11 protein-coding genes and 4 pseudogenes are annotated in these 12,072 nt (G+C 62.9%); 10 read left to right on the forward strand and 5 right to left on the reverse strand.

What is annotated here, in order from left to right; all coding sequences use genetic code 11:
* Positions 1–125 (forward strand): annotated as a pseudogene (locus tag AC1D1W_RS17725) (recombinase family protein); the annotation flags it as partial.
* 197 nt (positions 126–322) lie between these two features.
* On the opposite strand, the gene AC1D1W_RS17730 reads toward AC1D1W_RS17725, so the two are convergent.
* Positions 323–463 (reverse strand): hypothetical protein, encoded by a 141-nt coding sequence (locus AC1D1W_RS17730; RefSeq protein WP_476944370.1) that lies wholly within the window; start codon positions 461–463, stop codon positions 323–325.
* Positions 464–859: 396 nt separating this feature from the next.
* Here AC1D1W_RS17730 and AC1D1W_RS17735 point away from each other — a divergent pair, with 396 nt between their 5' ends.
* The 7 genes from AC1D1W_RS17735 to AC1D1W_RS17765 all read left to right on the forward strand — a co-directional run bounded on the left by AC1D1W_RS17735 (position 860) and on the right by AC1D1W_RS17765 (position 9,285).
* Entirely contained in the window at positions 860–2,140 is a 1,281-nt protein-coding gene (locus tag AC1D1W_RS17735) for an ABC transporter substrate-binding protein (RefSeq protein ID WP_476944371.1), read from the forward strand.
* A 64-nt stretch (positions 2,141–2,204) separates the two neighbouring features.
* Positions 2,205–3,092, forward strand: coding sequence for a carbohydrate ABC transporter permease (locus AC1D1W_RS17740; protein ID WP_243178500.1), 888 nt, complete (start codon positions 2,205–2,207; stop codon positions 3,090–3,092).
* 227 nt (positions 3,093–3,319) lie between these two features.
* Entirely contained in the window at positions 3,320–4,150 is an 831-nt protein-coding gene (locus AC1D1W_RS17745) for a carbohydrate ABC transporter permease (RefSeq protein WP_308197232.1), read from the forward strand.
* 27 nt (positions 4,151–4,177) lie between these two features.
* Positions 4,178–5,602, forward strand: a complete 1,425-nt coding sequence (locus AC1D1W_RS17750) for a right-handed parallel beta-helix repeat-containing protein (RefSeq protein ID WP_476944372.1) — start codon at positions 4,178–4,180, stop codon at positions 5,600–5,602.
* 60 nt (positions 5,603–5,662) lie between these two features.
* A complete protein-coding gene (locus AC1D1W_RS17755; protein WP_476944373.1) occupies positions 5,663–6,754 on the forward strand; it encodes a LacI family DNA-binding transcriptional regulator in 1,092 nt (363 codons plus the stop codon).
* Between the two features lie 49 nt (positions 6,755–6,803).
* Positions 6,804–7,757 (forward strand): carbohydrate kinase family protein, encoded by a 954-nt coding sequence (locus AC1D1W_RS17760; RefSeq protein WP_476944374.1) that lies wholly within the window; start codon positions 6,804–6,806, stop codon positions 7,755–7,757.
* On the forward strand, positions 7,750–9,285 hold the full coding sequence (locus AC1D1W_RS17765; RefSeq protein WP_476944375.1) for a glycoside hydrolase family 32 protein: 1,536 nt from the start codon (positions 7,750–7,752) through the stop codon (positions 9,283–9,285). Before AC1D1W_RS17760 ends, AC1D1W_RS17765 begins: the two co-directional genes overlap by 8 nt.
* A 12-nt stretch (positions 9,286–9,297) precedes the next feature.
* Here the strand turns inward: AC1D1W_RS17765 and AC1D1W_RS17770 are convergent.
* The 4 genes and pseudogenes from AC1D1W_RS17770 to bioB all read right to left on the reverse strand — a co-directional run.
* Positions 9,298–9,399, reverse strand: a pseudogene (locus tag AC1D1W_RS17770) (hypothetical protein); the annotation flags it as partial.
* Between the two features lie 426 nt (positions 9,400–9,825).
* Positions 9,826–10,044, reverse strand: a complete 219-nt coding sequence (locus tag AC1D1W_RS17775; protein ID WP_476944376.1) for a hypothetical protein — start codon at positions 10,042–10,044, stop codon at positions 9,826–9,828.
* On the reverse strand, positions 10,041–10,301 hold the full coding sequence (gene bsaP, locus AC1D1W_RS17780; RefSeq protein WP_084476061.1) for a biotin synthase auxiliary protein BsaP: 261 nt from the start codon (positions 10,299–10,301) through the stop codon (positions 10,041–10,043). The genes AC1D1W_RS17775 and bsaP overlap by 4 nt, the downstream gene beginning before the upstream one ends.
* Positions 10,298–11,322 (reverse strand): annotated as a pseudogene (gene bioB / locus AC1D1W_RS17785) (biotin synthase BioB). Before bioB ends, bsaP begins: the two are co-directional and overlap by 4 nt.
* A gap of 167 nt (positions 11,323–11,489) precedes the next feature.
* Here bioB and AC1D1W_RS17790 point away from each other — a divergent pair.
* A pseudogene (locus AC1D1W_RS17790) lies at positions 11,490–11,722 on the forward strand (recombinase family protein); the annotation flags it as partial.
* 66 nt (positions 11,723–11,788) lie between these two features.
* On the forward strand, positions 11,789–12,072 hold a 284-nt coding region (locus tag AC1D1W_RS17795; RefSeq protein ID WP_476944377.1), incomplete at its 3' end, for an N-acetyltransferase family protein.

A 12,072-nucleotide genomic window follows, 5' to 3' on the forward strand; every position in this document is an offset into this window, starting at 1 on the left:
GACGGCCAAAGGGGTAGGCCTCAGTCTCGGCGGCAGCACCCACGATCCGACTGACCCCGTAGGCCGGCTGCTGTTCAACGTCCTGAATGGTGGCCGAGTTTGAGGCAGATCTGATCCGGGCGCGTAGATGACGGCGCCGGGCTTGGATGCCTGACTGGTCTGCTGGCTCTTGATGTCAGCGATGATGCTGTTGATGATGAGCCCGATGTCGTTGTACGGGGTAGCCGGGGGATTCCCTGGCACGCTCCAGGTGGTGACGTCGTAGACGGTGGTCAAAGCTGGTTCTCCTCACATCGTTGGGGGACTGAACGTTTGGGTGCTTCTAGAGGACACCGATCAGGTGACGGTGCCCCAACGGCCGCTGGCCGGCGTCAGGCGTTGCGGCCATCTGTGTGGGTGCTGCGGTGGCGGGGCTGCCGGTGGATGCCATGGCGAAGGCGGTGCCTGCTACTGCTACGGACACCGTGAAGGCCCGCAGCACGCTCCTGCGCTGACGTCCGGGATGGGTTTCATCTGTTCTCCTTTGAATTGGTGACGAGAGGACCCTAGGGTCCCCCACCGGGCGTGCGAAGGTTGGAAAAGGGCCCGAACGCCAGGGTGGTCTTCGGGGCGCAAAATATGCAGCATTTTGCCAAAATCTGCCAAAACGATTTGCCCATCGGCTGTGGGCTACGGTATGGCGGCTGCCATAGCGTCGTCAAGGGTCCGCAGGATTTCGATGTGATGCTTGACACGCATCCGTCGCCGCCCCTAGTGTGATGCCAAGTCGATTTGGCAAAACGGTTTTTCACTGAGACTTGAAGTTTCCCAGCTCCACCCCAACCGTAGATTCCGTTCAAAAGAAAGGGAGTCGACAGCGATGTCCTCTCGAACCACGATTTCCCGGATCGCCGCCCTTGGCGGGCTGTCCACCGCGGTGCTTCTGGCAGCAACCGCCTGCGGGGCGGGGGGCCCGGCTGCGACGTCGGGTAGCGCCGCGAGCACCGTCAACGTCCTCGTCGAGGCCGGTGGCCACGCCGAACTGACAGGCGTCGCCGAACAGTGCACGAAAGATACAGGCATCAACGTCAACTTCGTCGAACTTCCTTACGACGGCATGTTCAACAGGCTCTCCAGCGAGTTCTCCTCCGGCAACGTCTCCTTCGACGTCGCCGCGCTGGACTCCGTCTGGCTTCCCAGCTTCAAGGACGCCGTCCAGCCCATCGACGAGCTCTTCACCGACGAGGCGAAGAAGGACATCTTCCCCGCGCTCGTGAAGGAAGCGAACGTGGACGGGCACTTTATCGGCATGCCGGCCTGGACCAACTCCGAAATCATCCTGTACCGCAAGGACCTCTTCGAGGACGCCAAGAACAAGGCCGACTTCAAGGCCAAGTTCGGTTACGACCTCGCCGCTCCGACTACGTGGAAGCAATACCAGGACATCTCCGAATTCTTCACCAAGGACGGCATGTACGGCACAGACGTGAAGGGCGGCGTCGAAACCGAATGGCTGGCCCATGTCCTCCAGGCCGGTTCCCCGATGGTCCTCGATGCGAACAACAACGTTGTGATCGACAACGCCGCGCACAAGGACGCGCTCGACTTCTACACCAGCCTGGTCAAGTCCGCCCCTCCCGGCGCCGCTCAGGTCGACTGGGCAGCAGCGCAGAACCTGTTCAACCAGGGCAAGACCGCGATGACCCGGTTCTGGGCCCACGCCTACCGCCAGATCCCCAAGGATTCCCCGGTCGCGGGCAAGGTCGGCGCCGCTCCGATGATCGGCGGCTCCGCCGGTGTTGCCGGTGTTCCCGGCCCCTGGTACCTCTCTGTGCCCAAGGCAACCAAGAACAGCGACGCTGCCAAGAAGTTCGTCAAGTGCGCCTATGACCATAACGACCTGGGCATCGAATCCAGCCTCGGCCTGGCCTCCCGCATCTCGGCCTTCGAGAAGTACCAGGACAAGCCCGGCTACGAGAGCTTCAAGCCGCTTATCGAGACCCTCAAGGGCCAGGCAACGGCCACGCGCCCTGCCACTGCCAAATGGCAGCAGATAGTGGACACCGTCTTGGTTCCCATGCTGCAAAAGGCCGTAGCCGGCGGCGACTCCGCAACTCTCCTGGCCGACGCGAAAAAGCAGATCCAGGACCTCCTCAAGTAAGACTCCGCGGCCGGCACCGAAACACTAGTGCCGGCCGCGGCCCCAACCATCGGAAGAGAAAACCGTGCGTATCTCCGATCGCCGCTTCGCCCTGTACCTCATGGCGCCGGCGGCCCTGTTCCTGACAGTATTTGTGGCCTACCCGCTGTTCCGCCTCGTGGCAGACAGCCTCTTCAAGATCTCCCCGATCGCCGGGGGCCCCCGCGACTTCGTCGGCCTGGACAACTACATCCGCGCCTTCGCCTCCGAAGCATTCATGGGCGCCGGCTGGCGCACCCTGGCCTACACCCTCGTGGTGGTCGCCCTTGAGTTCGCCCTCGGGCTGGGAATGGCCCTTCTGTTCACGGCCCTTGGCCGGAAATCCGAGGTCTGGCGGACGGTGTTCCTTTACCCGCTGATGATCGCGCCCATCGTCGCCGGCCTGCTGTGGAAATTCCTGATGATCGACAACTTCGGGCTCATCGGCACCCTCCTGCACCAGGCGGGAATCCTGCAGAACCCCAACCAGATCGGCTGGCTCTCCAACCCGGACATCGTGCTGTTTTCCGTGGCCGTCCCGGATATCTGGCTTACCACCTCCTTCATGTGCCTCATTCTCTTCGCCGGCCTCCAGAACATCCCCGGCGACCTCATCGAGGCGGCCCGGCTCGACGGCGCCAAGGCCCCAACCCTGCTCTGCAGCATCATCCTGCCGCTCCTGCGCCCAGTCATCGCAGTGGCATTGGTTGTGCGCGGCATCGACGCAGCCAGGGCCTTTGACACCATCCTGATCCAGACCAACGGCGGCCCGCAGTCCGCCTCCGAAACCATGAGCCTGCTGATCTACCGCACCATGATCCGCTTCGGCGATCCAGGACTGGCCAGCGCCATGGGCACCATCTACCTGCTGGCCATGCTCGGCGTCGCGTTCTTCGCCGTCGCGACCATCTGGCGCCCAGGGAAGGACAACTGATGAGCACCGCCGAAACCCCCATCAACGACAGTTTTGCCGCTGAGGCGGTGGCCTACCGCCCCCGGCCCGCAGGCGCCGTCTCGGCCATCCCGGCCACCGGCACCAAGGCGTCCGGTGCCACTGCCGGTGCTGCCCCCACCGGAGCCCTGACGGTCGAGCCGGCGACGCCCACTTCGGCAGTCTCGGGCACGGGTCGTCCCCGCCGTAGAAATCACCACGCCGAAGGCCTGGAAGCCGGCAGACGCAGCACCCGCACCCTGCTGTGGATCATCCTTGCAGCGGCGATGGTCCTCTACGGATTCCCGTTCCTCTACCTGCTGTTCACTTCCTTCAAGGCGCCGATCGACACCATCGCGGTGCCGCCCACCATCCTTCCCAAGGAATGGACGCTGGAGAACTACACCAACGCCCTGGGCCGCAGCGGAGTTCTGGCCTCGTTCATCAACAGCGCCCAGACCGCCATCATCAGCACCCTGCTGTCCCTGGTCCTGGCGGTTCCCGCGGCGTACGGGATCACCCGCTACAAGACACCGAGTGGCCGGGTGTTCATCATGGCCGCACTGGTCACACGGATGGTCCCGCCGGTCGCCATCGGCATCCCGTTGGCATCGATGATGTCCTCTGCGGGACTCGCGGACACCCCGATCGCGCTGTCCATCGCGCACACCACCATCTCGCTGCCACTGTCCATCTGGCTCATGTCCAGCTTCTTCGAGGCAGTTCCCAATGACCTTGAAGAGGCGGCCACAGTGGACGGGTGCAGCAGGCTCGGCGCCCTCTGGCGGGTGGTCATCCCGGTGGTCTCCGGCGGCATCGCAGTCACCGCGATCTTCGCCTTCCTGGCCTCCTGGAACGAGTTCCTCTTCGCCCTCCTGATGACCGCGGTCCGTTCCCAGACCACCCCCGTGGTTATCGCGAATTTCCAGACCCAGTTCGGACTCGACTGGGGATCCATGACGGCGCTGGCCGCCGTCTACTCGATTCCGGTCATCCTCCTCACACTTCTCCTGCAGCGCAAGATCGTCGCAGGCATGACGCTCGGCGCCGTCAAGGGCTGAGAAACCACAGCACAAAGGGAAGAACCTATGTCAAGCAACAACTGCTACGACGTGACTACGTGGCCCGTCGGCAATCCGTCCGAGGACGTCGGTGAAGTAATCAACAGCATCATCGCTGACATCAAAGACCGGCAGACGGTCACCGATGCGAATAACGGAGGAAAGCCAGGCGCGGTGATCTACATTCCGCCCGGGGACTACCACCTTCGTACGCAGGTGGTGATCGACGTCAGCTTCCTCAGGATCCATGGGTCGGGACACGGCTTTACGTCGTCGAGCATCCGGTTCAACGTTCCCGAAGACGAATGGCCCGACTTGCATGAGCTGTGGCCCGGAGGGAGTCGCATTCTCGTCGACATTCCCCTCGGCGGAGACGGGGAGGAATCCAAGGGAGCCGCCTTCTACGTTGAGCGAAGCGGGAGTCCGCGGATCAGCTCGGTCGAGTTCTCCAACTTCTGCATCGACGGGTTGCACTTCAACTCGGACGGCTCGGGGATGCATCCGGAGAACACCTACGTCAACGGCACGACCGGTATCTATGTCGCGAACGCCAATGACTCATTCCGCGTAACCGGCATGGGGTTCGTCTACCTTGAAAACGCCCTCACCATCTACAACGCGGACGCTCTTTCCGTTCACGACAACTTCATCGCTGAATGCGGAAGCTGCATCGAGCTGCGCGGGTGGGGACAGGCATCAAAGATCACCGACAACCTGGTCGGAGCAGGCTTCAAGGGTCACTCGATCTACGCCGAGAACCACGGCGGGCTCCTGATAACCGCGAACAACGTCTTCCCCCGCGGGGCGAGCAGCGTCCATCTCAACGGCGTCACGCGTTCAAGCATCACCAACAACCGTTTGCATTCGTTCTACCCTGGGATGCTGATTCTCGAAGCGAATAGTTCGGAAAACCTCGTGGCCACGAACCACTTCCTGCGTGACCATGAGCCCTGGACGCCCTTCCTGGGAGTCGACAACGGACTGAATGACCTCAACGGACTTCTCTGTGTCAGCGGCAGCAACAACTCTGTCGTCGGCAACCACTTCTCCCAGATCATCGACTCACAGAGCATCCGGCCGACAGGTGCGACGCCTGTCATCATCCGGCTGATGGCGGGGGTTGGCAACTTCGTCTCCAACAACCACGTGGTGGCGATGGACGTTCACTCCAAGTCAAGTGACTCCTGTTTCTCGGCTCAGGTGGACGCTCTGTTGACGACCGAGGCTTCGGACGGCCTCGCCGTTACGGCCGTCATGGTCGATTCCGAATCAGCGCGGAATACGATCCTTGATTCCGGAAGTGACGCCCAAGTTATCGCAGACAGGGCTGTTAACGCCTTTAGGGCCACACCCACGATCGGTGTCGAGGCGGCACATGCACTTGTGGACCAGTATCCGGCTCAGGCCCGGCGAGACCCCCGGGGATCGCCATCCGGCCCCTGGGACGAATAAAACGCACTAAGCAATTACCCGGACGTAGAATCAGCATCAACATAAGGACGTGGGAGACAAATGAACAAGTCGGTTGGCATCAAGGACGTGGCAGCCGCAGCCGGCGTCTCTGTCACGACGGTCTCCCACGTCCTCAATGACGTTGCCTACGCCCGGGTGGGGGTGGAGACGAGGGAACGGGTCCACGAAGCGGCCCAACGGCTGGGTTACGGGCCCAACCGGCTCGCCCAGGCCCTGCGCACCCAACGCTCCGGGATGATCGGGTTCATCAGCGAGGAAATCGCCACCACCCCCCACGCAGGCAGGATCATCCTCGGGGCCGAGGAAACGGCGCGGGCCCGCGGATACAACATCATGATCATCAACTCCACCAGCACCAGCTCCCAGGATTCCAGGGAAAGTGATGTGGCGGATCTGCTGGACCGGCAGGTAGACGGCATTCTGTACGCCACGATGTATCACCGCAAACTGGCCGTCCCCAAGAACCTCGTCGGACTCCCGGCGGTCCTGGTGGACTCCGAAGACATCAGCCAAACTGTTTCCTCCGTTATCCCCGACGAAATCGGYGGTGCACGGTCAGCCGTGCAAACCCTGATCGACGCCGGGCACACCCGGATCGGCATGCTCAACAACACCGACGACGTGCCAGCAACTCACTCCCGGCTCAGGGCCTTCAAGGACACGCTGGCAGATGCCGGGCTGCCGTTCCACGCAGAACTGGTCCAGTCCGAGCACTCGGAAGTTTCCGGGGGTTACCAGGCGGCGCTGCGCCTCCTGAAACCCCCGAACCGGCCCACGGCCGTGTTCTGCTACAACGACCGCATGGCCATGGGGGCGTACCGGGCCGCCGGTGAACTTGGTCTCAGGATTCCGGACGACATTTCCTTCGTCGGTTTCGACAACCAACAACTCATCGCCGAAAACCTCTACCCCGCACTGACAACCGTCGCCCTGCCCCACTACGAAATGGGCGCATGGGCAACCGAAAACCTGATCGACGCCATCGAGGGAAAAACCGACCTGCACCTGTTCGCCGCTCACCCGACCACTCTTCCCTGTCCCATGGTCCTTCGCGATTCCGTCGCCTCCCCAAAACATACGGACGCTGCCAGCAGAGCGGCACCGGACTCGTCTACACACGCCAACACCTGACCTCGAGCGCGTCCAGTAAGAGACGCGCACAACCCTCCAAGGACCTCAAATGCACAGCACCCCAGTTCCCCCCTGCCCTGAAACGGATGTCGTCGTCGTCGGCGAGGCCATAATCGACATCATTGACACCGCCGCAGGGCCCATCGAGTTTCCAGGCGGATCGGGTATGAACGTCGCGTTCGGACTCGGTCGGCTAGGCGTCAGCACCGCATTCCTCACCGCGCTGGGCAGAGATGAGCGCAGCAAGAGCATCCAACGGCACCTGGCCACCGCAGGAGTACGCCTGCTTCCGGGAGCCGAGCACCTCAACCGCACATCCACTGCCCGGGCGCTTCTGGACAGCAGTGGTTCCGCAGAGTACGAATTCGACTTCGAATGGAACCTCCCCCAAATCAGCCCCACGTTCCTCCCGAAGGTGCTGCACACGGGGTCACTGGCCTCCTTCATGGAACCCGGAGCAACCCAAGTCCGGTCCTTGCTGGAACTGTTCTCCCGCCGCTGCTTGATCACGTACGACCCCAACATCCGCCCGACACTGCTCCACAGCCACGCTGAAGCGCTCAGGACCTTCGAACACACAGTTGCCCTGGCTACGGTCGTGAAGCTCAGTACGGACGATGCCCAGTGGCTCTACCCCGGCACGTCCCCTCACGACATCGCGCGGCGGCTGCTTGATCTCGGGACAGAACTGGCAATCATCACGGATGGCGCATCCGGATCCTATCTGCGGTCGAATGCCRCCGAGATCGAAGTGCCGGCATCGCCAGTGGTCGTCAAAGACACTGTCGGCGCAGGCGACTCTTACATGTCATCGCTTATCGAGGGCCTCATCGAGGACCCCGAGGACGATTTCGGCTACGGCAAACTCACCCGCCTGGGAACAGCCGCCTCGCTCGCTGCGGCCATAACCGTCGGACGGCACGGAGCGAACCCGCCAACACGGGCAGAACTGATCCGATCCCTGGAACTGGCCCAAACTTCCCGAAAGAACTCCCATGACTGAAACAACAACGCACCCTGCCAGCCCCGCCGAAGACACCGCCCCCAACATCCGGCCGATACTTCACTACACAGCCAAGAACACGTGGCTGAACGACCCCAACGGACTGGTGTGGCACCAGGGCGTCTACCATCTCTTCTACCAAAACAACCCCTTCGACAACGTCTGGGGCAACATGTCCTGGGGACACGCCACCTCAACCGACCTTCTGCACTGGACCGAACACCCGGTTGCCATCGCCTGCGACGAGGATGAAGACGTCTTTTCCGGCAGTATCGTGGTGGACCACGGCAATACCTCGGGATTCGGCACGGTGGAAGATCCGGCCCTCGTGGCCACCTACACGAGCGCCTTCAAGGAAGGCTCGGTGCACCAGGGGACACAAGCCCAGTCTCTCGCGTTCTCCACGGACGCCGGCATGACGTGGAGCAAATACGCTGGCAACCCGGTGCTTGGCCGCGGCTCGGCCCATTTCCGGGACCCCAAGGTGTTCCGCTACGAGGTACCGGCCGGTTCCTGCTGGGTCATGGTGGCGGTGGAGGCCCAGCACCAGCAGGTTGTGCTGTACCGCTCGGCCAACCTCAAGGACTGGGAATACCTGAGCACCTTCGGCCCCGCAAACGCCACTGGAGGCGAATGGGAATGCCCCGACCTGTTCCCGCTCCCCGTCGACGGAGACCCGGACAACGTCAAGTGGGTCCTGGTGGTCAACATCAACCCGGGTGCCGTGGCCGGCGGCTCCGGAGGGCAGTACTTCGTCGGCGACTTCGATGGGGTGCAGTTCACCGCCGACTCTGATTCACTTGCTCCAGCGGATGCCGACGGGACCACGGATCTCAGACACTGCCTGTGGCTCGACTGGGGACGTGACTACTATGCCGCTGTCTCCTTCAGCAACGCCCCGGAGAACCGCCGCATCATGATCGGCTGGATGAACAACTGGGACTATGCCAACTCTTTGCCCACGTCCCCGTGGCGCTCCGGGATGTCGCTTGCCCGCGAGGTCGAACTCGCGACGGTCGACGGTTTGCCGCGCCTGGTGCAGCGCCCGGTGCTGCCGTTGGACTGTGGGGAGCCGGCCGGCACCATCCACGACCTGAAACTTCACGACTCCCTGGTGCAACTGCCCGCCGCGGCGCCCGGATCAGCCCAGCTGATCGAGGCCGAGATCCTGCCCGGCACGGCCCGGACCGTTGCTTTCAGGCTTCTCGGCGGATCGGGCGGGAGCGCCGCAACGGTTCTCAGCTTCGATGCCGCTACGAGCCGGCTCACCCTGGATCGCCGCAACTCCGGAAACACCGCCTTCCACGGAAAGTTCGCCTCGGCGGAGTCAGCGCCCATGAAGCTCGACGACGGTGTACTAAGGCTCAGCGTCGTCGTCGACCAGTGCTCGGTGGAGGTCTTCGCCCAAGACGGCAAGGTGGTCCTGAGCGATCTGGTCTTCCCCCTGTCCGGGAACCAGGGCACCGACGTGTGCGTGGAGGGCGGCACGGCCATTGTTCGGAGACTGGCCGTCACGGCCTTGTCCTAATGACAGCCCCGCACTGCAGTGCACTGGTTCGCCACTGAGGACCGAGGACCAGAAGTCCGCAAGTGCGGCCGGGCTTTGGCAATCCACTGCGACCTCATCTACTCGTCCAATCATTTTCTGAGCCTACTGTTGCCCTGGAAAGTCCGGTGCCGAGGGCATGGGGACGTCCCGACCCCCACCCCGGAGAGGTACTTCCACAGGCCGGCCCGGATCGGGTCGTACAGTGGTCGGATCGGGCCGGATTCCGCACGTTTCCGCGGGAGTCCAGTGTTTGCCAGGGAGGGAATGCAGTTCGAGTCCCACCTCGGGCACAGCAACCCCCTCGTCAGAGGGGTTTTTGCTTTAACGGGTGTACGTCGACCGGAGTGGGTCCCTCTGACGCTTGTCGCGGCTGGTGCCTGGCCGCCGCGGTGACCTGTTCGGTTATTTGGGTTGCGGGTTCAGAGCCCTGGCTGGTCAGTCCTCCGCCTGCTGGGAAGTGGCGTCATCCGGGTCTCCTTTCTGGCTGGTTGTGCTGGGCGTGGTTGGTCCTGTACCTATTCATGTCGCGTTCATGTCGCGCGGTCCTGCTGACGACATGACCTGCAGGGATTTCTTGAAGATCTTTTCTCCGGACTCCTTGTTTACCGGCGGCGTGGGGGGTGAGCTGGCCGCCTCGACCTCCCACAACGGAAGATCCGGGGACGCCGGGGCATAAGGGTGCCACAGGCGTGCGCGGTCCCGCCGGATCAGGCCCATCTGCGCCGAACCCTGCGTCATCGGACCAGAACCCCGTGGCGGGAGCACTCCGCGCTCCAGCCCGTCGGTGTGACCTGGACCTTCATCCGCCGCCCGCAGGCGGCGCAATAACGCGGGGGTTCCAGTACCAGGAGTTCCCGGCAGGGAAGGTGAGGGTCCGACGGCGGCCGGGAGCCGCCGTCGTCCGGCTCGCCGCAGTGGCCGCAAAAGTTAGGGGTGGAGTCGGTGGTTGAGCTCGCTGCATCGCCGGTGGTTGAGCTCGTCGAAGCCCGGTTCATAGTGTCTTCTGGAGTTCCTTGATGGGCATGTTCAGCTCGACCAGCAGGTTCAGGTCAGCGTCCGCGGGACGGCCCAGGGTGGTGAGGTAGTTGCCGACGATGACGGCGTTGATGCCGCCCATGAGGCCTTCGCGGGTGCCGAGGTCCCCGAGGGTCAGTTCCCGGCCGCCGGCGTAGCGCAGCACGGTGCGGGGCATCGCCAGGCGGAACGGGCGATCGCCCGGAGGGCGTCCTTGCCGTCCATGATGCCCTGGTTTTCCAGCGGTGTCCCGGGCCGGGGGTTCAGGAAGTTCAGCGGGACCTCATGCGGTTCCAGGGCTGCCAGCTGGGCGGCGAGTTCTGCGCGCTGCTCGATGGATTCGCCCATACCAATGAGGGCACCGCAGCACAGTTCCATCCCGGCGGCCTTGACCATGTTGCAGGTCTCAAGCCGTTCTTCGTAGCTGTGGGTGGTGACTACCTCGGGGAAGTAGCTGCGTGCGGTTTCGAGGTTGTGGTTGTAGCGGTGCACGCCCCATTCTTTGAGCTGGTCGACCTGGCGCTGAGTGAGCATGCCCAGCGAGCAGGCGATGTTGATCTCCACTTCTTCGTTGATGCGGTCGATTGCGAATTTGATCTGGTTCATCAGTTTGATGTCGGGTCCGCGGACCGCCGCCACGATGCAGAACTCGGTGGCTCCGGTGGCGGCCGTTTCCTTGGCCGCCTTGACCAGTTCCGGGATGTCCAGCCACACGCCGCGTACGGGGGAGTCGAACAGGCCGGACTGGCTGCAGAAGTGGCAGTCCTCGGGACAGCCGCCGGTCTTGATGGAGACGATGCCCTCAACCTCCACGTCCTCGCCGCAATGCCTGAGCCTGACCTCATGGGCCAGCTGCAGCGCCGCCGGAAGGGCAACATCGGGCAGGCGCAAAACCTCCACCAGCTGCTCCTGCGTCAGCCCGCGTCCTTCCTCGAGGACCTGCCGGCGGGCGGTTTCGAGAATCTCATACCCGGTGGTCGCCGGATCTTCCTGCATCGTCATTGATCGTCCTTTGCGCTGATTAGCTGCGGATATTCCTCCAAGCAGACGCTAGTTTTCCAATGGCGGCAGGATTTTGTCGGGTGTCTACAAGCAGGCGGCTGCCGGATTGGTCCCGATCGTATATTTCATAAGTCGGCGTGCACCCGTGGATTTGTTCCGACCCCAGACAGCTTGAGGAGCTCTTGCGCTTCATTCGTGACGGTGACACCCTGGGCGTGCACAGCATGGACCGGCTCGCCCGGAACCTGGACGACCTGCGGTCCCTGGTGCAGAAGCTCACCCGGAAGGGTGTCAGGATCGAGTTTCTCAAGGAAAACCTGACTTTCACGGGGGAGGATTCGCCCCTGGCAAACCTGATGCTTTCGGCGTCGTGGGAGCCTTCGCCGAATTGGAACGTGCCCACAGCTACCGGGCCGGGATCCTGCGGGATTTCGTCGTGTCGAGTAGTTTCAGCTTCAATGAGTACATGCCGCCCGTCTGGTCTTTGCGCCCAAGCCTTCCCTCTGACGCTTCATGGATTGCCGAGCTCCGCGCTCAAGTCATGCGTCCCGATCTCGAGCGGCTCGGACGCTGGGATCCGGTGCACGTCAGAGAGCGCTTCGTCACGGGTTTTCACCCAGCGCACACGTTTGTTATCGAAGTTGAGGCCTCCGCGGTGGGTGTCATTGCTGTCCGCCCCGAATCGGATGAAAAATGGATTGAACACTTCTATCTAGCTCCGGAGTACCAAGGGCAGGGTCTGGGGGGCGC

Source organism: Arthrobacter sp. P1_B4 (genome assembly GCF_056406555.1).